14 protein-coding genes and 1 pseudogene are annotated in these 20,453 nt (G+C 69.9%); 5 read left to right on the forward strand and 10 right to left on the reverse strand.

Features of this window, described 5'->3' with window-relative positions; translation table 11 throughout:
- Positions 1-101: 101 nt before the first annotated feature.
- Both ACIRPU_RS33925 and ACIRPU_RS33930 read left to right on the forward strand, forming a co-directional pair.
- The gene (locus tag ACIRPU_RS33925) at positions 102-1,175 is read left to right on the forward strand and encodes an alkene reductase (protein WP_403874265.1); all 1,074 of its coding nucleotides are present in this window, start codon (positions 102-104) and stop codon (positions 1,173-1,175) included.
- A gap of 256 nt (positions 1,176-1,431) precedes the next feature.
- A complete protein-coding gene (locus ACIRPU_RS33930) occupies positions 1,432-1,740 on the forward strand; it encodes a hypothetical protein (RefSeq protein WP_403874267.1) in 309 nt (102 codons plus the stop codon).
- Between the two features lie 259 nt (positions 1,741-1,999).
- Here ACIRPU_RS33930 and ACIRPU_RS33935 read toward each other — a convergent pair whose 3' ends face one another.
- The 3 genes from ACIRPU_RS33935 to ACIRPU_RS33945 all read right to left on the reverse strand — a co-directional run bounded on the left by ACIRPU_RS33935 (position 2,000) and on the right by ACIRPU_RS33945 (position 5,472).
- On the reverse strand, positions 2,000-3,979 hold the full coding sequence (locus ACIRPU_RS33935) for an amino acid transporter (protein WP_403874269.1): 1,980 nt from the start codon (positions 3,977-3,979) through the stop codon (positions 2,000-2,002).
- A gap of 328 nt (positions 3,980-4,307) precedes the next feature.
- Positions 4,308-4,994: an SDR family NAD(P)-dependent oxidoreductase gene (locus ACIRPU_RS33940; RefSeq protein ID WP_403874271.1), complete on the reverse strand. Its 687-nt coding sequence runs from the start codon at positions 4,992-4,994 to the stop codon at positions 4,308-4,310.
- Positions 4,995-5,079: 85 nt separating this feature from the next.
- Complete coding sequence (locus ACIRPU_RS33945) at positions 5,080-5,472, reverse strand: ester cyclase (RefSeq protein ID WP_403874273.1); 393 nt, start codon at positions 5,470-5,472, stop codon at positions 5,080-5,082.
- A gap of 330 nt (positions 5,473-5,802) precedes the next feature.
- Here ACIRPU_RS33945 and ACIRPU_RS33950 point away from each other — a divergent pair, with 330 nt between their 5' ends.
- Positions 5,803-6,411, forward strand: coding sequence for a TetR/AcrR family transcriptional regulator (locus ACIRPU_RS33950; protein ID WP_355710474.1), 609 nt, complete (start codon positions 5,803-5,805; stop codon positions 6,409-6,411).
- 438 nt (positions 6,412-6,849) lie between these two features.
- Positions 6,850-7,584: a dienelactone hydrolase family protein gene (locus tag ACIRPU_RS33955; RefSeq protein ID WP_403874275.1), complete on the forward strand. Its 735-nt coding sequence runs from the start codon at positions 6,850-6,852 to the stop codon at positions 7,582-7,584.
- 45 nt (positions 7,585-7,629) lie between these two features.
- Here the strand turns inward: ACIRPU_RS33955 and ACIRPU_RS33960 are convergent, their stop codons facing one another.
- The gene (locus ACIRPU_RS33960; protein ID WP_403874379.1) at positions 7,630-8,715 is read right to left on the reverse strand and encodes a sensor histidine kinase; all 1,086 of its coding nucleotides are present in this window, start codon (positions 8,713-8,715) and stop codon (positions 7,630-7,632) included.
- Positions 8,716-8,725: 10 nt separating this feature from the next.
- Entirely contained in the window at positions 8,726-9,421 is a 696-nt protein-coding gene (locus tag ACIRPU_RS33965; protein WP_403874277.1) for a response regulator transcription factor, read from the reverse strand.
- Between the two features lie 251 nt (positions 9,422-9,672).
- Between ACIRPU_RS33965 and ACIRPU_RS33970 the strand changes: the two genes are divergently transcribed.
- A complete protein-coding gene (locus tag ACIRPU_RS33970) occupies positions 9,673-10,752 on the forward strand; it encodes an endonuclease/exonuclease/phosphatase family protein (RefSeq protein WP_403874279.1) in 1,080 nt (359 codons plus the stop codon).
- Positions 10,753-11,095: 343 nt separating this feature from the next.
- Here ACIRPU_RS33970 and ACIRPU_RS33975 read toward each other — a convergent pair whose 3' ends face one another.
- The 5 genes and pseudogenes from ACIRPU_RS33975 to ACIRPU_RS33995 all read right to left on the reverse strand — a co-directional run bounded on the left by ACIRPU_RS33975 (position 11,096) and on the right by ACIRPU_RS33995 (position 20,424).
- The gene (locus ACIRPU_RS33975) at positions 11,096-13,135 is read right to left on the reverse strand and encodes an alpha-galactosidase (RefSeq protein WP_403874381.1); all 2,040 of its coding nucleotides are present in this window, start codon (positions 13,133-13,135) and stop codon (positions 11,096-11,098) included.
- Between the two features lie 365 nt (positions 13,136-13,500).
- Positions 13,501-13,752: pseudogene (locus ACIRPU_RS33980) on the reverse strand (alpha/beta hydrolase); the annotation flags it as partial.
- Between the two features lie 20 nt (positions 13,753-13,772).
- Positions 13,773-14,417 carry a dihydrofolate reductase family protein gene (locus tag ACIRPU_RS33985; protein ID WP_403874281.1) on the reverse strand — a complete coding sequence of 215 codons (645 nt, stop codon included), beginning with the start codon at positions 14,415-14,417 and terminating at the stop codon, positions 13,773-13,775.
- Between the two features lie 595 nt (positions 14,418-15,012).
- Positions 15,013-17,496 (reverse strand): beta-glucosidase, encoded by a 2,484-nt coding sequence (locus ACIRPU_RS33990; RefSeq protein ID WP_403874283.1) that lies wholly within the window; start codon positions 17,494-17,496, stop codon positions 15,013-15,015.
- A gap of 330 nt (positions 17,497-17,826) precedes the next feature.
- Complete coding sequence (locus tag ACIRPU_RS33995) at positions 17,827-20,424, reverse strand: family 78 glycoside hydrolase catalytic domain (RefSeq protein ID WP_403874285.1); 2,598 nt, start codon at positions 20,422-20,424, stop codon at positions 17,827-17,829.
- Positions 20,425-20,453 lie beyond the last annotated feature (29 nt).

Genomic DNA, 20,453 nt, shown 5'->3' on the forward strand with positions numbered 1-20,453 from the left:
TTGTGATCCGGAGCACAACCCTTGCCTCTCACATCAATGTCAGGTTTTAGCGTAGCGGGCGTGCCCGGCATCCGGGCGACGGATCACGAAGGAGACATGACGTGACGACCCTCTTCACCGGCTACCGGCTCGGCGATCTGGCGCTGCCCAACCGGGTGGTGATGGCCCCGATGACTCGGGTCCGGGCCGCCGCGGGCGGTCTGGCGACGCCGTCCATGGCGCGTTACTACGCCCAGCGGGCCACCGCCGGTCTGATCGTCAGCGAGGGCGTGCAGCCGAGCCTGATCGGCCAGTCCAACCCGGGCACTCCGGGGCTGCACACCGACGACCAGGTGGCGTCCTGGCGCCCGGTGACCGACGCGGTGCACGCCAACGGCGGACGGATCTTCGCCCAGATCATGCACGGCGGACGGGTGTCGCACCCCGACACCACCGGCATGCGGCCCGTCGGCCCCTCGGCCGTCGCGGCCGTCGGCGAGGTGTTCACGCCCACCGGCCCCCAGCCGGCGCCGGTTCCCCGCGCCCTGGACACGGCCGAGGTGCCCGAGCACGTCCGGTCGTACGCGGAGGCCGCGCGCCGTGCCGTCGACGCCGGTTTCGACGGTGTTGAACTGCACGGTGCCAACGGCTATCTGATCTCACAGTTCCTCTCGGCCAACGCCAACCTGCGCACGGACCGTTACGGCGGTTCGGTGACCAACCGGATCCGGTTCGCCGTGGAGGCGGTCGCCGCGACCGCCGAGGCCGTCGGCGCGGACCGGACCGGGATCCGGCTCTCTCCTGGCGGCCCCTTCTGGGGCATCGAGGAAACCGATGTCGCCGAGCACTACACCGCGCTCCTCGGCGAGTTGTCCCGGCTCGACCTGGCCTATGTGCATCTCGAGGCCACGGTCGACGAGGAGACGCTGCTCGGGCTGCGTCGGGCCTGGCCGGGAACTCTGGTCATGAACCCGGTGCTGCCACTGGGCCCCAAGCAGACCGGCCGTGCCGAAGCGGACCACTGGCTGGGCCTCGGAGCCGATCTCATCAGCTTCGGACGTGCCTTCATCGCCAACCCCGACCTGGTGGAGCGACTGCGCACCGGTCTGCCGATCGCTCCGGCCGACGAGGCCACGTACTTCCAGGGCGGCGACAACGGCTACCTCACCTACTCGGCCTACCAGCACGCGCAGTGAAGTTCCCGTCGGCGGCACGCCGACCGGGTTGGCCGACGTCCTTGCCGTCGGGCCGATGGCGCCCGACGGTGCCGTAATCGTCGATCCTGTACAAGTCGTGCGGATCCATGGTCTCCGGCCGGTGTTCGGCAGTTGCGGGCCGGGGCGGTGGCCAGGGGCGGGAAGCTACAGGGGCTCCCTACTCAGACGGCACACGCCTCGCACATGAGTACCCGCCCCGATGCCGGCGGCGGCCGACGCTGATGAAGTGGCTCTCATGACGACGCACAACGCCGCGCCTCAGCGCCGACCCGACCACCCGACCTGGTGGAGGATCCCGCTGGTTGCCTCCGCGCTCGGCCTGCCGGTGCTCGCCCTGGAGTACAGCGCGATCCGGGCGCAGGCGGGCATGGGCCAGTACGGAGCAGCGCTCTACTGGGCCCTCGCACTGTTCGCCGCGGCCTGGGCCGTTCCTCACCGCCGCACGTTCAGAACGTTCCGCATCCTGGCGGGTGGAGCGGCACTGGCGATCACACTTCTGCCGGTGACGCTCCTGCTGATCCTGGGCGTGATGCTGGCCGAGTGACGCGTACGCCGACTTCCGTCCAGGCGGCCGAAGGCCGGGAGGGTGCCTGCGTACCAGGCGATCGCCTCGTCGCTTCGGCCCTGGCGCTCGCGCACGCGACCGGACCTGCGTCCCGCCGACTCTCCGACCTTCGGCCTTCGACCTTCGACCCCGGGCCGAAGGGCTGAGCGCACGCAGCGTTCCCGGGCGCCTCCCGCCTTACGCGGGCCGGGGGTTGAAGGACACAACGTCGCAATTGAGATGGCGTCCCCCGAGGCTGTCAGCCTGCGACGTGGATGCCCGGGCGGCGGGCGGGGTCGGGTTGGTGCCGTCGGATGATCTCGCGGGTGACGGGGGCGGTGTCGCCGCGGCCGAGGAGGAAGTAGCGGAACATGTGTGTCAGGGGGCTGCCTTCGGCCCAGGCGAAGTAGCAGTGCGGCTGGACGCCGGTGGTCTCGTGCAGGGTGAGAAGGATCGCGGCGATGGCGTTCGGTGCGGCGGGGGCCGCGGCTCGCAGGATTCGGTGTCCGTCGATCTCGACGCCGTGGACGGTGAGGGTCTCGCTGAAGTCGGAGGGGTCGACGACGTCGATCTCCAGGAACAGGACGTCGGCGAGGCCGGGCACCGGGTTGGTGGCACGCTGCTCGCGTTCCTTGTCCGCGTACTCGGCGGCGTCTCCGGCCTCGCGGCGGTTGGCGATGACGTTGATGGCGTTGTCGTGGGTGAGGGTGTCGGAGATGAACCGGCGGGCTGTCTCGTCGAACACGATCTTGTCCGCGCGTAGTTCGGTGGTACGTGAGATGCGCGAGATCAGCGAGATGGTGATGATGCCGACGATGAACATCGCCGAGATGGTGATGCCGTCCGGCTTGTCGATGATGTTGGCCACCAGCGCGTAGAGCAGTACCGCCGTGAGCACGGCGAATCCGACGGCCAGGGCGCGCTGACGGCGGCGCAGCGCGGAGACGGTGACGGCGAAGGCGCCGGAGACCATCATGGCGAGGATGCCCGTGGCGTAGGCGCCGGCCTGGGCGTCGATGTCGGCGTCGAAGGCGATGGTGATGATGACGCACAGGGCCGTGTAGACCAGCACGACGGGGCGCACCGCGCGGCCCCATTCGGGGGCCATGCCGTAGGCGGGGAGGTAGCGCGGGACGATGTTCACCAGTCCGGCCATCGCGGAGGCCCCGGCGAACCAGAGGATGAGGATGGTGCTGATGTCGTAGGCGGTGCCGAAGGCTTCCCCGACGTGTTCGTGGGCCAGCCAGGCCAGGGCCCGGCCGTTGGCCGCGCCGCCCGCCTCGAACTCCTTGTGCGGGATGAGGACGGTGGTCACGAGGCTCGCGGCCAGCAGGTAGACGCTCATGACGAGTGCGGCCGTCGTGAGCAGTCTGCGGGCGTTGCGGATGCGGGACTTCAGCCTCTGCTCGGCGGTCTCGCCCTCGGCGGAGATGAGCGGCATCATGCTCACCCCGGTCTCGAATCCGGACAGCCCCAGCACCAGCAGGGGGAAGGCCAGCAGCGCGGGCTCGGCCAGGTCGCCGAAGCCCCGGCCTTCGGTGAGTGCGCCGGTCCATGCCGAGAAGGCGTCCGGGCTGGTGAACACGTCCATCAGGCCGACGCCGATGGTCACCGCGTTGAGCAGGAGGAAGACGGCGACCAGGGGGATGGCCACGCTCACGGCTTCGCTGAACCCGAGCAGGAACACCCCGCCGAGGAGCAGCAGAAGCGCCACGGTGATGACGACCTCGTGGCCTTGCAGGGCGTGCGGGGCGTAGGAGCTCTCCACCATGTGCACGGAGGCGTCGGCCGCGGACAGGGTGATCGTGATGATCCACGAGGTCACCACGAACCCGAGCAGGACCAGGACGAACAGTTTGCCCCGCCAGAACGGCAGCAGATCCTCCAGCATCGCCACCGATCCGGCCCCGTGCGGGCTCTCCCCGGCCACCCGCCGGTACATCGGCAGCATTCCCAGCAGGGTGAGGACCACGAGCAGAAGCGTGGCCAGCGGTGAGACCGCGCCGGCCGCGAGGGCGGCGATGGCCGGCACGTAGGCCAGGCTGGAGAAGTAGTCGACGCCGGTCAGGCACATCACCTTCCACCAGGCATGAGACTCGCCGGCGCCGGCCTCCGCCGCAGGATTGACCGCCTGCACCCGGTGCCGGAGCAACCACCGCGCCAGAGCGCCGCCTTGGCGCTGCGGTACGGCAGGATCCTCCACCACATCCACAGCGGCCAGATCGTTCACGTCGGTCATATCCCCCAGCACCCTTCAACCCGCCCGGCGTGCGGGGCCCCACGGCCCCGCGACGATCACCGAGTATGCGGCCTCCCGGCACCTCCGCCCCATCGGGGGCGACCTTTCGTCGAGCAGCGCGCATCCCCGCCCTTCTTCCCCGCCGCGCACGTGGTGTGCACGCCGATCACAGAGGAAGCGTCTTCGCCTCCTACGATGCCGGGCAGGCGTCGTCGTAGCTCACGATTGCGGCCGGCCAGGGCTACGGGCCGCTTTCGGCAGATCCCGGACCGGCGTGGCGGCCGTGTGAACGGACGACGAGCGTCGTCGGTCACGTCGAGCTGCACGGCTACCAGGGCACTTCCCCGTTCTCGTCCTGGAAGGTTCCCGTCGGGCCGTCCGCGTCGAGAGTCGCCAAACGTACGACGACCCTGGCACTCGTCTCCGGCTCCCTTCCGATGCCGAACGCCGCGGTCAGGTCCGTCGCGGTGGTGCCGGGCTCGACCGCGTTGAACTTGATGCCCGGCTGGGACTTGGCGTACTGGACCGTAAGCATGGTGGCTGCGGACTTGGAGGCGGAGTAGAGCGCCAACGGCAAGTTGAATTCCGGCCGGTCCGGATTGGTGACTGCCCAGAACGATCCGGCGCTGCTCGAAACGGTGACCGCGACGGGGTTCGATGATTTACGCAGGAGGGGCAGCGCCGCCTCCGTGACGCGCACGATTCCCACCGCATTGGTGTCGAAGGCCCTGAGAGCCGTGGGACCGTCGGTGACTCCGTCTCCCAAGATGCCCGCGTTGTTCACCAGGACGTCGAGCCGGCCCTCGGCCGAGTCGATCGTCGCCAGTGCGTTGCTCACCGACGCGTCGTCGGTCACGTCGAGCTGCACGAATCGTGCGCCGAGCGCTGCCGCCGCCTTCTCGCCTCGCTCGACATCCCGGGCGCCGATGTAGACGACGTGGCCCAACGCCACAAGCTGTTTGGCGGTCTCGAAACCGATGCCCTTGTTGGCTCCGGTGATCAGCGTGATGGTCATTGCGTATCCTCGCGAATTATGCGGCCCGGGTGGGCCGTTGGCGGTGTCCGGAGTGTTCTTTGAGCTACCGGTCCGATCTGGGAGGTCAGCCGGTCAGCTGGCGGAGAAGTTCGCCGGCGTCGTGCAGGGCGGTCATCTGCACGAACCGCCCGTCGCGGACCTGGTAGATGGCGTACTCGACGATCTCGAACGAGGCGCCGGTGGGAGCCACACCGAGCCATTCCTTCACCGGGGTGCCGGTGTTGACCAGGCGCGCAGCCAGACGGTCAGCGTCGAAGAGCAGTTCCTTCAACTCCCAGTGGAGGTCCGGAACCGCGTCCACGTCGTGCTTCTGAACCGTGATGAGGTCGTCCCGGGTGGCCGGCTCACCGTTCAGGGTGGTCCGGTCGTCGATGAACTCGTCCATCCCGTCGAACTTGTGGGCGTTGAGCGCCTCGATGTAGCGCAGGTAGAACGCGCGCAGATCACTGTCGGACATGAGGTGACCCCTATGTGGGGCAGCTCCGGATCGGAGCCGCAACCGAATGTGGATGAGAGGGACGCGACGCCCTCCACGGCCTCGCCGTGCCGGCCTTCGCTGGAGCGGATATCCCGCCGATCGGAATCACGCCTGACGCATGCGCCGCGCTCTCGTCACATCGACGAGCAGCTCGTGCCAGGCCGATGCCGGCGCTGCCCCCCGGTAACGAGCGCGGTCTTCCCCTCGATCAGTCCACGTGAGTATCCCCTCCGACTTCCGCATCGATCGCTGCAGAAGTCGAACGTAGCACTTCCGCAGCGATCGCTGCAGAAGGAGTAGGCTGGGGAAGTGGAGACAAAACAGAGCGGCCCCATCGGCCGGCCGCGAGGATTCGACGCCGACGAGGCTCTTGAGCGCGCCATGCTGGTCTTCTGGAAGCATGGCTACGAGGGGGCCAGCACCGCCAACCTGACGACCGCGATGGGCATCTCCACCACCAGCATGTACGCAGCGTTCGGCAACAAGGAGAAGCTGTTCCGCAAGGCCCTGGAGCGCTACGCCGAAGGCCCGAGCGCGTACCTGGCCCAAGCCATGGAGGAGCCGACCGCCCTGGGCGTCGCCACCGCGATCCTGGCCGGCACCGTGCGAACCACCACCCGCCCCGCCAATCCCCACGGGTGCCTGGGCGTCCACGGCGCCCTCACCGCCAGCGACTCCGGGCAGGAGATCCGCGACCTCCTCGTCACCTGGCGCAACAACGGCTACTCCCGCGTCAAAGAGCGCTTCCAGCGAGCCGTCGACGACGGCGACCTGCCTACGGACACCGATCCCGGGCTACTGGCCCGCTACGTCACCACCATCGCCTACGGGATCGCCGTACAGGCCGCGAGCGGTGTCGGCCGCGACGAGCTCCAGGAGCTGGCCGACGCAGCCCTGCGCAACTGGCCACTCTCCTGAGATCCGTCCGGCGTTCGCCTCGCGGCCCGAACCACGACCGCACCGAGATCCGGGCCGCGCGCCTGGCACAAGCCGAGCTGCCCCTGGGCTTCGCCTCGCCTCGCCTCCATCACGCCTCCCCCATCACGCCGTGCCGGGCACCGACGGGGAAGCTGGTGGTGTCCCACGCGGTCGCTGACCGTTGACCGAGATCATCCTCGCGAACAGCTCTGTGGACTTGAGGGGCTGGAATCGGTCCCGTCCGGTGGGCTACGTTGTGCGGCGATGACTACCGGGACGGCATCGCGCCACACACGGATTGGTGACCCGGCGCTCCTCTGAGCGCCGAACGGGCCGGTGTCGGCCCGCTGTTGCATCGAGGGTCCGGCGCTGCTGCGCGGGCTCCGCCTCCTGTCGTGCTGATCACAGCTCGACACGTCAACCACGACAGGAGATCGCATGCCCACCAAGACCCTGCACATCCCCACCGCGGACGGCCAGGCCGACGCTTTCGCTGTTTTCCCCGACGGCGGTGAGCGGCACCCAGGGGTGCTGATGTACGCGGACGGCTTCGGCATCCGGCCCGTGCTGCGGGAGATGGCCCGCGAACTGGCCGGGCACGGGTACTACGTGCTCGTCCCCAACCTCTTCTACCGGCACGGCCCGGCGCCGGTGATCGCACTTCCCGAGCACATCGGAAACGAGGTCCGGGCCGCGATCTTCGCCCAGCTGATGCCCTTGATCGAGGCCCACACCGTCGAACGGGTCCTGAGCGACGCCGAGGCCTATCTCAGGTTTCTCACCACCCAGCCCGAGGTCGGCGCCGGACCGGTGGCGGTGACCGGCTATTGCATAGGCGGCCTCCTGGCGGTGCGCACCGCCGCGGCCCACCCGGGCCAGGTGGCCGCCGTTGCCGGATTCCACGGCCCCGTGGGCGCTGACGGGCCCGGCCTCCTCTCCAAGCTCACCGCCCAGGTCCACCTCGGCCACGCCGAAGGCGACTTGACGCCCGAGGCCCTCGGTGAGCTCAACCAGGCCCTGGACGCCGCAGGTGTCGGCTACACCTCCGAGATCTACCCCGGCACCATCCACGGCTTCACCATGGCCGACACCGACGCCTTCGACCCCGCCGCGCTGCAACGCCACTGGGACCGCCTGCTGCCCCTCCTCGCCCGCACCCTGGCCGACAGCTGAGGCTCCGGATCGGAAACCGAACCCCCGGTACATGGCTCCGGAGTTCTAGCGATCTTTGATCGCGGGTAGTTCCACGGTGATGCGGATCCCGCCGGCAGAGCGCGGGGTGAGGGTGAGTGCTCCGTCGTGTGCTTGGGTGATGGTCTTGACGATCGCCAGGCCGAGGCCGACGCCGGCGTGGTCGGTGTGTACGCGTTCGGTGCCGCGCTGGAATGGTTCGGTGAGTGTCGAGGCCAGCTGCGGGGTGAGCTTCTCGCCGGTGTTCTCGACAGTGAGCACCACTGTCTCGGAGCGGACGCCGGTATTCACCCACACGGTGCCCTGTTCAGGCAGGTTGTGGACGATCGCGTTGTGCACGAGGTTCGTGGTCAGCTGCAGCAGGAGCGCTTGCGATCCGATCGTGGGGGCGATGTCGCCGTAGGTCTCGATGGTGACGCCATGCTTTTCCGCGAGGGGGAGGAGGGTTTCGGTGGCTTCTTCCGCCAGAAGGGACAGGTCGACGCGTTCTCCGGTGAAGGAGCGCCGTTCAGCACGGCTGACCAGGAGCAGTGCCTCGGTAAGGTCGATCGCCCGGGTGTTGACGGCGTGCAGACGGTCGATGAGTTCGCCGGTGTCGCGGTGCGGATCGGCGCGGGCCACGTCGAGAAGCGCCTTCGAGATCGCCAGCGGGGTGCGCAGCTCATGAGAGGCGTTGGCTGCGAACCTCTGTTGTTCGGCGACGTGTGCTTCGAGGCCTTCGAGCATCGTGTCGAAGGCGTCGGCGAGTTCGCGGAACTCGTCTTTGTGACCCGGTAGCCGGATCCGGTGGGAGAGTGATCCGCTCGTGGCCATGCGTGTGGCGTGGGTGATGCGGGTCAGGGGGGCGAGCATGCGGCCGGCGAGGATCCATCCACCCAGGAGACCGAAGAGCAGCAGGAACACCAGTACTGCGGCCGCCCTCGGAGCGAAAACCTCCAGGAGGGCGGACCGGACGGGAAACACACCGTTCGTGGGCTTGTCATCGGGGTTGATGAGCATCGCACGGTCGGGGACGTAACGCAGGAGGAACACCCACACCGCCGCGAGCAGCAGGACGCCGGCGAGCATGAGGAATCCGGCGTAGCTGAGGGTGAGTCTGACGCGAACGCTCAGCCCGGGTGACCTATCCACGCGCGCCTCCCTCGTGTCCGGTCTCCGGTCGTGTGTCGATGCGGTAGCCGACGCCCGGCACGGTGGCGATGAGCCAGGGTTCGCCGAGCCGCTTGCGCAGGGCCGAGACGGTGATGCGCACAGCGTTGGTGAACGGGTCGGCGTTCTCATCCCACGCGCGTTCCAGGAGTTCTTCGGCGCTGACGACACCGCCTTCGGCAGCGACGAGCACTTCGAGCACGGCGAACTGCTTCCTGGTCAGCGCGACGTAGCGGCCGTCGCGGTAGACCTCTCTGCGGAACGCGTCCAGCCGCAGATCCGCGATCTCTCGCACGGGTGGCCTGCTGTGGGCGCGCCTGCGGTCGAGCGCTCTGAGACGGAGCACGAGTTCCCTGAGTTCGAACGGCTTCGTGAGGTAGTCGTCGGCGCCGAGTTCGAACCCGGACACCTTGTCGTCGAGGCGGGCGGCCGCGGTGAGCATGAGGATGGGCATGCCGCTGCCGGAGGCGACGATGCGTTCGGCGATCTCGTCACCGGAAGGTCCGGGGATGTCGCGGTCGAGGACGGCGATGTCGTAGGCGTTGATGCTCAGCCGTTCCAGAGCGGTGTCGCCGTCACCTGCGATGTCGGCCGCGATCGCCTCCAGGCGCAGACCATCGCGGATGGCTTCTGCCAGAAACGGTTCGTCCTCGACGACCAACACACGCATGCTCCGAGACTACGAGCCGGCGCATATCGTCGGCATATCGAAAACGGCATACGTGCCGGCAACACGGGGCTGCCTTGACTGGCAGCATGACTCGAACCCACTCCTTGTCGTCGGCCTGTAAGTCGCCATGAGGCCCTCCGCCAGGCGGCGACGTCTCCTCCTGTGTCGGGGGACGCGATCCCGCGTACGTACGCCAACTCCACCCAGGAACCGAGGATGCAGCAGTGACCGGCGGTGAGCGAGGACAGACGATGGCGCAGGTGGGCACGGCGGAGACCGGGCGGGGCGACGCCGCCCGCCCGGATATTGACTCCGGCACCCGGCGCGCGGGCATCCGCCGGCTGGTCCACGTCGGCGCCCGGCCGGAGCCCTGGAAGCGCGGCCCGGTCCTCGCGGGGCTGGCGCTGCTGCTGGGTCTGTTCATGCTGCTCCACGCGAAAATCCCGAACCGGATCGGGAACCTCGGCAGCCTGGTCGAGAGCCTCCTGCCATGGTTCGGCCTGTTCGTCCCGGTGCTGCTGGCCGGGGCGCTGTGGCGGCGCTCCGCCTCCGCGGTGGCCGCGCTGCTGCTGCCGGTCACGGTGTGGCTGAACCTCTTCGGCGGGCTGCTCGGCGACAAGTCCCACTCGGGCGCGGACCTCACCGTGGTCAGCCACAACGTCGGAGCCGACAACCCCGATCCGGCGGGCACCGCCCGCGACCTGGCCGCTTCCGGCGCGGACGTGCTGGCCCTGGAGGAGCTGACCCAGCAGGCCAGGGGCACGTACGAGAAGGAGCTGGCGAAGACATACCCGTTCCACACGGTGCAGGGCACGGTCGGGCTATGGAGCAGGCTGCCGCTGTCGGACACCCGGCCGGTCGACATCAAGCAGGATGTCGGGCCACTGGCGGACACCAAGTCGGCCGACGTCAAGTTGGCCTACAACCGGGCGCTGCGCACCACGGTGGCCACGGGCCAGGGGCCGCTGGCGGTGTACGTCGCCCACCTGGGATCCGTACGGGTGAATCCCAGGGCGGGCTTCTGGACGGACTCGCGGGACAGGAACGCGCGCGCGCTCGGCGAGGCCGTCGCCGCCGAGCGGAACGAACGTGTGGTGCTGCTCGGCGACCTCAACGGCACCACGGACGACCGCGCGTTCGACGCCATCACCTCGCAGCTGCGATCGGCCCAGGACGCGGCCGGGGACGGCTTCGGCTTCAGCTGGCCGGCGAAGTTCCCCGTGGCGCGGATCGACCAGATCCTGGTCCGCGGCGTGCAGCCGAAGAGCTCCTGGGTGCTGCCGTCCACCGGCAGCGACCACCTGCCGGTGGCGGCGGCTCTCAGCTGGTGAACACCCGTCACACACGACACCACACCTGACAAGAGACTCATCGTTCGATTCCGCCCGCACCATGCTCGACGAACAACCGCCGGCGCAAGCCTTCCTTCTCTCGTGGCGACCCACGTAGATCAGTTACAGCCGGGTCGGGTGCATGGAATGCTCGAAGGAAGCCGCCGTGTCATCTTCCAGAAGCGTGCCTTGAAAGTCGCAGCGGTCAGCGGGGTGACCCGGCGAGGCGCGGATCGTCGGTCACCGCCCGGCTCCCAGCCCGTGCGCGACACGGTCGACCCCGACCGCATCCATCCGCGCTGAGCGGGCAGGCCACCACCGCTTTTCGGGAACTCGACCGGGGTCACAGGGCCCGCACCGCGCTCAGCCTGAGGAGAACGGCCGTGTCGGGGCGAGGCAGGACCACGGTGAGCCTGCCCGCGGCCGCGTCCCACTCCGTGGTGGCGTCGGCGGTCGCGGGATAGAGGACCTCCGGGTGGAGGTGGACGCCGCGCAGGTGGGGAAGGGTGAGGGCCCGGCTCGCCGGCCCGGCGCCGGGCTCCCGCCGCCACACCGTGAGGTACGTGGAGTCCTGACCCCGCAGACCGTGGGCGAGCCAGGCGTCCTCCCAGGTCGGCAGCCCGAGCGGCCAGAAGGGGCGCGCTTGCCGGACGTCCGGGCGGATGTCCCTGTACACGCCGAGCGCCGAGCGGACGAGGTCGAACTGGTCGTCGTTCATGCGGTAGAGGAAGCCGGAGAGGTGGACACGGCCCAGCAGGGCCCCGGTGAGGGTGAAGGCGATCTCGTCGAGGGAGTGGTCGGGCTGGGGGTAGGCCCACACGGCGGCCTGCTCAGGCGTGGCGGCGGTGGCGGCCGCGGCGGCGATGGGCGGGTAGCGCAGGGGGTCCTGCTGGTCGCTGGTGGACTGGATCTGGGCCACGGACAGCTGCGCGTAGTCCATACGCAGTCCGCCGGACCCGCAGTTCTCCAGGACGAGGCCGGGGTGCCGGTCGAGGAGGGAGGCCATCCAGTCGAGGTGGGCGCGGTGGTGCCCGAGCAGTCCGGCGCCCGGGCTCTCCAGGCCGCTCTCCGTGCCGGGGCCGATGTTGATGTTGTAGTCCAGCTTGAGGTACCCGACGCCCCACTCGCCGACCAGCCGGTCCACGACCGAGTCGAGGTGGGCGCGCGCCGCGGGGTGGCGCAGGTCCAGGTGGTGCCGTCCGTGTTCGGTGACCCGTACGGCGCCCCGTTGGAAGAACGCCTCCGGCGGCAGGGTTCGGGCCAACGGGCTGCGGACACCGACGACTTCGGGCTCCAGCCACAGCCCCGGCACCATGCCGTGCGTCCGGATGGCGTCGAGGACCTCCTGGATGCCGCCCGGGAAGCGGCGGGGGGCGGCCTCCCACGCGCCGACCGCGTCCCACCAGCCCTGGGCGTCGTCGTCGTACCAGCCCGCGTCGATGACGAAGACCTCGGCGCCGGCCTCGCCCGCCGCCTTGACGAGCGGCAGGAGCCGCTCGGTGGTCGGGTCGCCCATGAGGGTGTTCATGTAGTCGTTGTAGATCACCGGGAGGGTGCGGTGGTCGGGGTGGTCGCGGCGCAGACCGCGGCGGTAGTCGGTGAGCTCGCCGAAGGCGGCGTCCAGACCGCCCGCCTCGGTCCGGACGAGGACGGCGGGAACGGTGTGAAACTCCTGGCCGGGTGCGAGGGTGTGGTGCCACTGGTGGTGGGCGTCGTCGGGGCCGAGCAGGGCGACGTAGGCCGCGCCCTCGCGTTCGCCCGTCTCGAAGCGCCACCCCGCGCTGGACTCGATCTGCCAGAGCCAGGCGCGTCCCTCCCGGTCGGTGAGCGCGCCGATCGGGAGGTGGCGGCCGGTGGACCAGCTGCCCTGCGAGTGGCGCTCGAAGCAGCCGCGCCCCTCGTGCCCGTGGGCGGCCCTGCTCAGGGGGACGACCTGGTCACGGAAGGCGGCCTGCCGCCAGCGGCATTCGGCGAGCCAGTCGTTGTCCGCCCAGTGCAGGGTCAGGCCGTCGAGGCCGCCGTCGGCGCCGGCGATTCCGCCGAGCGTCAGGGTGGTCACACTCTCCAGCCGGAGCGGTGTGCCGCCCTCGTTGACCAAGCGCACCCGCGCCCGCAGGAAACCGGCGCCCGATCGCGTCTCGAGGGTCACCTCGGCGGCCAGGCCGGTCGCGGGGTCCGCCAGGCGGACCGTCGTACGTTCCCGGGTTCCGTCCTGGACCGTCTCGTGGTCGCGGTAGGCCAGGCGGTCGCCGATGACGGTCTCGATGAAGCGCTCCCCCGACCACAGGCGTCCGTGGCCGGTGGCGGTGACCTCGACGAGGGGCACCAGGCCTGCCCAGTCCTGGCCGGGCGTCCCCAACCGGACCGAGCCGGTGGCGTCCATGACGGCGTGCAGCCCGAGTTCCGGGTGCGACCAGAGACGGGAGCTGTCGGCTGTTCCGACGGCGGTGGTCAACGCGATCTCCCCCTCCGGGATGGAGAATCCCCGGTCACGGTCCTTGACGCCCCTGTTGTGACCGCTCACAATTCTCGCATGCCTGTGACCGGTCACACAAGCTCCGGCAGCCACGCCGATCTCCCCCAGGGGCAGCAGGAGGCCGCTGGCATCCGCGAGGCGTCCCGTACGGCAAGCACGGCAAGCACGGCCCCGATGCCTCCTACGGCAACACGGGCCCCGCCCCCTCCCCCTGGCCGCGGTAGCGGCGCCCGATGGGCGGACCGGACGCCGCTGCCGCTCACCTTCAGGCCGGCGAGGAACCGGGTTGCGCTGTCGACCTCGAACAGGGGCCATTCGAAGTGCTTGCCGACATTGGCGTGCAGTGTCTTCTCCTTCGCGGCGAAGGCGTCGAACAGCGCGAGACCGGCCTCGCGCGGGATGCGCTCGTTGTCCCACTGCAGGTCGAACTCGATCGGGACGGTGATCTGCTTCGCCGCCTCGATCAGGGCATCGGGCCACATCATGCCGAAGACCGCGGCCGTGATCCTGGGCTCGACCGCCACCAGCCGGCCCTGAGGACCGGTCACTTTCGCCAGAACAGGTGGTGTGTCATGCCGCTCGGGCTGGGCACGACCTCCAGGTGGAACCGGTCGAGCAGCTCATCGGGTGACTCCCAAAGTCGTAGTCCGGACCCGAGTTTCACCGGCGAGACCGCCACATGCATGGTGTCGACGAGGTCGGCGTCGAGGAACTGCCGGACGGTCGTGACCCCGCCGCCGAGTCGGACGTCCTTGCCCTGCGCCGCCTCCCGCGCCTGTTCCAGGACCGTGGCCGGGTCGCCGCCGACGAAGTGGAACGTGGTGTCGGAGAGCGAGAACGAAGGACGCTCGTGGTGCGTCATGACGAACACCGGGGTGTGGAACGGCGGTTCCTCCCCCCACCAGCCCAGCCACTCATGGTCGGCCCAGGGCCCGCGCTGGGGCCCGAACTTGTTGCGTCCCATGATCTCGGCGCCGATGTTGTGGGTGAAGTCGCGGGTGAAGTAGTCGTCGAGGCCCCGGCTCCCCCCGGGGTCGGTGCGGTTGGGCCAGCTCGCCGTGGCGCCGGCCCAGGCGAACAGCCTTCCGGGATCGACGTGGCCGAACGGGCTCTCCAGGCTCTGGTTTTCACCGGCACCGATGCCGTCGCTCGAGACGGTGAAGTTCTGCACTCTCAGTAGCTGAGCCATGTGTTCCTCCTGTGCTGTCGACAACGGTGGTGAGACTCGCCGAGCCGGGAAAACTCATCGCTGCGTCCGTGACCGGTCGGAAATGGCGTTCGAGGCCACACGGCCCGTCCCTGCCCATGCCGACCGACGTGCTGACGCTCGGGAAACCGTCACCAGCAGTCGCCGATCCGGCCTGACGGCTCACTCAGCGCGACCACACACTAACCCCGACGGTCTCGGGGTGAGGCCGATCGACCCGTTCAGACCTGGCCCCGCAGACCAGAATGGGCGGGTGGGCGGCTGGGCGGCTGGGCGGGTGCCATGGTCACTCGGGGATGACCATGGGACCCGCCCACACACGTATCCGGGGTTCGACTGGGATCACGTCCGGGCACGCGAGAGTCCTGGTGCCCCGCCGGTTCTCCGGCAGGCTCGGCCGATCGGGTGATCTGCCGAACGCTTCCGAGTCACCGAGTCAATGAGTCAACGAGTCGCCGCGTCTGCGGGCCGTAGGGCACGTCCGCACCCACGGCCGGCCGAAGCGCCGGATACTCCGCACCAGCTTCGCCGGCCAGGGATGTCCAGGACCCACTCGGCCCAGCCACTCCCTGCGACGCTAGTGGACGGTAGCGGTGCCGGCGTACTCGAGGTCTGCGGCGGAGCGGCCCACGTAGACACGGACCTTGCCGGCGGGAGTGACCCACTGGTTCTCGGACTCGTCCCAGTAGGACAGAATGCGCCGGCTGACGGCGACCCTGACCGTCTTGCGGTGCCCTGGGGCCAGCTCCACCTTGGCGAAGCCGGCGAGTGTCCTGGCCGGGGTGTCGACCTCGGTGGGCAGGTGCCCGATGTAGACCTGCACCACCTCCGAACCGGTACGCCGGCCGGTGTTGCGGACCTCGACGCCGACCTCGGCGGCCTCGTCACCGCGTCCGCGAGTGGTGACCCGAGCATGGTCGAAGCTGAACGAGGTGTAGGACAGGCCGTGGCCGAAGGGGAAGAGCGGCTTCTGTGCGTGCTTGTCGTACCACTTGTAGCCGACGTAGATGCCCTCGTCGTACGTGATGGTGCCGTTGGCCGCGTCGTTCTTGCCGCCTGTGTACTGGGTGGGGCCCTGTTCCTCGGTCGCCGGGAACGTCATCGGCAGGCGTCCGCCGGGGTCGGCGTCGCCGTAGAGGACGTTGGCGATGCTGGTGCCGGTGGCGGCGCCCTGGTACCAGGCCTGCAGGACGGACTTCACCCGGCCGAGCCACGGCATGAGCATGGGGCCGGAGGTGTTGAGGACGACGACGGTGTGAGGGTTGGCCGCGGCGACGGCCTCGATGATCTGGTTCTGGTCGCCGGGCAGGGCGAGGTCCTCGCGGTCGAGGCCTTCACCGCTGTAGTTGTTGACGAACACGACGGCGACGTCGGCCTTCTCGGCCGTGGCGACGGCGGCGGCGATCAGGGATTCGGGCTGCCAGCCGAGCACGAGGCCGGGACCGTAGTATCCGGCGTCCTTGGTGCTGTATTCGACGGTGATGTCGACGGCCTTGCCGCCGGTCAGTTCGATGACGCCGCCGACCGGCCATTCCCTGGGCCCGATGAAGGAGTCCCACGAGTACCGGGACTCGTCGATGACGGTCTTGCCGTCGACGGTGAGCCTGGCCGCACCGGACAGCAGCGCGGCGAATCGCACCGGGCCGGTGGTGGGCGGGGTGATCCGTCCGGTCCAGCGGGCCGACCACTGGGCGGGGAGACTCCCGACCGGGTTGCCGTACCGGAAGTCGACGGTGGGCGTGGTGGTCGTGGCCAGCGGTGTACCGGCGAGGTCTTCGCCCGCGAAGAACTCCGCGTGGAGGCCGGGCTTTCCGTCGGGGGTGGTGAGCACGTCGGTGGGGACGGTCGCCAGGGTGGTGTCGCCGAGGGTGCCCTGGGAGAACAGCACTCGGGCCGCGCCGGCCTTGCTCGTGATCGCTTCCAGGGCCGTGGTGAAGTCGCCGGGGTCGACCCAGGAGGATCCCTCCACCCCGGTGATCGTGTCCTTGCCGGCCGGGCCGATGACCGCGATGGTCCGCCGCTTCGACAACGGCAGCAGGTCGCCCTCGTTCTTCAGCAGGACGGTCGCCTGTTCGCCGGTGGTCCGGGCGAGGTTCTGGTGGGCGTCGGTGGTCACCACGTCGGCGGGCGTGGCGGGCAGGGGATTGTCGTAGGCGCCGGAGGCGAACAGGGCGTACAGGATGCGGTGCGCGGCATCCCGGGTGCGCGCCGTGGGGATGCGTCCGTCGGTGAAGGCGTCCTTCGGCATGTCGGGCATGAGGGCGGTGGAGTCGACACCTGCGTTGACGCAGTCGACGCGGTCCGCGTGCGGGTAGAAGTCCGTGCCGAGGTAGCCCTTGAAGCCCAGGTCGGTCTTCAGAGTGCTGATGACGTGGCTGTTCTGGCACGCGAAGACGCCGTTGATCTTCGGATAGGAGCCCATGATCGACAGGGCGCCGCCCTCGCGGATCGTGTGCTCGAACGCGGGGTAGTACACCTCCCTCAACGCCCGCTCGGAGACCGCGACGTCGAGGGACAGGCGCCCCTCCTCCTGGTTGTAGGCGGTGAAGTGCTTGATCTGGGCGATGGTGTCGTTCTTCTGGAAGCCCCGGGTGACCGCGGCGCCGATGAGCCCGCTGACCAGGGGGTCCTCGCTGTAGGACTCGGCCTGCCGGCCGTAGCGGGCGTCGCGCAGGATGTCGAGCGTGGGGCCGAGCAGGATGTTCCAGCCCTTGGCGCGGGCTTCCGTGCTGATCGTGGCGCCGTACTCCTCCGCCAGCTCCGTGTTGAAGGTGGCGGCCAGGGCGTTGGGCGCGGGGAAGGCGGTCACGCCGGTGTCGCCGCGCAGCCCGTCGGAAGCGTCGACGCGGGTCATCGCCGGGATGCCGAGGCGTTCCAGCGGCTTGAAGTCCGGGATCTCGACCGCGGTGACGAGAGCGACCTGCTCCTCGAACGTCATGGCGCCGAGCAGTGCCCCGGCCCGACGCGCGGGTGACGTGCGCTTGTCCCGCCAGGGCTGGTCCGCCGAGGACGCCGCCCGGGGCGCGGCTACGGCGGCGGTGGGGAGTGCGGCGGTCGCCACCGCGGCTCCTCCCAGAGCGGCTACGGAGACGGCTACGGCTTCACGCCGGGTCATTCCTCTGGAACGCGTCACGTCACATTCTCCTTGGTGCGAGAGCAGGTCGGGATCACGAGGTGGTGCGTGGGGGCCGCCCGTCGTCCATGAGCGGCCTGGTGGTGAACGTGGTGCGCAGGGGCGGCGCGGGGACGGGGTCAGGCACGTCCCCGCGCCGCCCCGTCCTTCCTCCTCGAAGCGCCCGCGACAGGAAGGCAGGCGGGGCGGAGGAGAGCCATGGAGGGGCGGAGCGTTGCATGGTCCCGCCCGGTTCATGTGCCGGTCGGGCAGGGCGGGTCAGACCGCGGTGCGGTCCAACTCGCCGGTGTCGAGGCGGTGTTCGCCGGGGCCGACGGTGAGCGGGGCGCGGTCGGGCAGCTCGATGAGCCCCTGGCAGCCACTGGGCACGGTGACCTCGACGGTCAGGCCTGTCGCGGTCTGCTCCCAGGACACGGCGGCTGTGCCGTAGGGGGTTTCGTGGCCGGCCCTGGCCCAGGTTATGCCGCCGCCGGGGCGTGGGCGGAAGGTGATGGTGCGGTAGCCGGGCGAGGCGGGCGCGAGGCCGGCGACGACCCGGTGCATCCAGTCGGCGACGGCGCCCAGGGCGTAGTGGTTGAAGGAGGTCATGCCGCCGGGGTTGAGGGTGCCGTCGGGGCGCAGGCTGTCCCAGCGTTCCCAGATGGTGGTCGCGCCCATGGTGATCGGATAGAGCCAGGAGGGGCATGCGGTCTGGGTGAGCAGCCGGTACGCGACATCGACGTGTCCGGTGTCGGTGAGCGCGTCGCAGATGAGGGGTGTGCCGACGAAGCCGGTGGCGATCCGCGCGTCGTCCTCGAGGACGAGTGCGGCGAGCCGGTCACCCGCGATCTGGCGCTGCTGGTCGTCGGTGAGGAGACCGAAGGCCAGGGCGACCGAGTAGGCGGTCGGGGCGTCGCTGGTCATGCGACCGTCGGCGAGTACGAAGCGGGCGCGGAAGGCCTCGGCGACCTCGTCGGCCAGGCGGGCGTAGTCCTTCGCGACCTGCGTGTAGCCCAGTTCGCGGGCGGCCCACTGCACATGGCGCGCGGACCAGGCGAAGTAGGCGGTGGCCACGAGGTACCGGTCGGTGCGGCCGGCGGCCGGGTCGTCCGGCGGGGCGATGGGGTCGAGCCAGTCCCCCAGCTGGTCGCCCGTGTCCCACAGGCGGCTCTCCCCGGCCAGTCGTGTCATCAGGTCCACCCAGGCGCGGCCCATGGGGAAGTGACGTCGCAGCAGTTCGAGGTCACCGAAGCGCTGGTAGAGGACCCACGGGGTGAGGGTGGCGACGTCGCCCCAGGCCGCTCCGGGCTTGATCGGCGTCCACTGGGGGCCGCCGGGGATGACGGGCACATACCAGGGGACGGTTCCGTCGGGGAGCTGTTCCACGGCGACGTCGCGAAGCCAGGAGTCGAGCATGCCCGCGCAGTCGTAGAGGAAGCTCGCGGTGGGGGCGAAGACCTGGATGTCGCCGGTCCAGCCCAGGCGTTCGTCGCGTTGGGGGCAGTCGGTGGGCAGGTCGACGAAGTTGCCGCGCATGCTCCATACGACGTTCTCGTGCAGCCGGTTGACCAGCGGGTCGCTGCACTCGAACCAGCCGGTGCGGCGCATGTCGGTGTGATAGACCCTGGCCACGATCGCGTCGTCGGTGAGCTGTCCGGGCCAGCCGGTGATCTCGACGTGGCGGAAGCCGTGCAGGGTGAAGCGGGGTTCCCAGGTCTGCTGCCCGCTGCCGTCGAGGATGTAGGTGTCGGTGGAGACGGCCTCGCGCAGGGGAAGGGTGGCGAGTTCGCCGTCCTGGAGTAGCTCGGCGTGGCGCAGGGTGATGGTCGTGCCGGCGGGGCCGTCGACGGTGATGCGGAGGCGGCCGACGAGGTTCTGCCCGAAGTCGAGGAGGTGACGGCCGTCGGCTGTGGTGGTGACCGAGACGGGGAGGATCTCCTCGGTGCAGCGGACGGGTGCGCCGCTGGGGGCGGTCAGGGTGCGCGGGTCTCTGGTGGCGGTGCTCACCGGCGTCCAGGTCGGTGCCGGGTCGGTGGGGTGCGGGGTGGACCACGAGGGGTCGTGGAGGCGGGCGTCGAAGGTCTCCCCCTCGTAGAGGCCGGTGAACAGGATCGGGCCTTCGGCGGCGCGCCAGGTGGTGTCGGTGGCGACGACCGTCGTGGTGCCGTCGGTGTGGTGGACCTCGAGTTGGGCGATGAGGGACTGGTCGTCGCCGTAGAGGTTGCGGTAGCCGCCGTCGAAGCCGATACGGCCGCGGTACCAGCCGTCGGCGAGCCAGGCACCGATGGCGTTGGGGCCCTCGGTGAGGTGGCCGGTGACGTCGTAGGTGTAGTAGCGCAGGCGTTCGCCGTAGACCGTCCAGCCGGGAGACAGGCTGTCGTCGCCGACGCGGCGGCCGTTGATCTCGGCTTCGTACAGGCCGTGCGCCGTGACGTAGAGGCGGGCGTGGGAGACGGGGGACGTGAGGGTGAAGTCCCTGCGGACCCGGGCCGGGCGGCGATCGGTGTCGGGGTCCTGGGCGGTGGCGGCGCCGACCGGCACGGCTGCCCAGTCCTCGGCCTTCAGCAGCCCGGCCTCCACGGTGGCGACGTCACTCCACCGGGTCGGCTCGGTGCCCTCGTCGGTCCACACCCGTACACGGACCGACACCTGCTCACGCGAGTTCAGCGGCTCTCCGGACCAGGCGACGAGACGCTGGTCGGCCCCTGGTATCCGTCCGGTGCGGTGGACGACGCCGGAACGGGCGAACTCCAATTCGTAGGCATCCTGGGAGACGGGGAGGCCGGGGGTGTGCCAGGACAGGCGGGGTTCGGCGACACCGATACCGAGGCCGTCACGCAGGTGCTCGAACGTGACCGGGGCAGGCTGGAGGGACACGGCTGGGGGAACCTTCCTTGGAAAGCGGG

This window comes from Streptomyces sp. NPDC102259, assembly GCF_044766465.1.
Classification (GTDB): domain Bacteria; phylum Actinomycetota; class Actinomycetes; order Streptomycetales; family Streptomycetaceae; genus Streptomyces.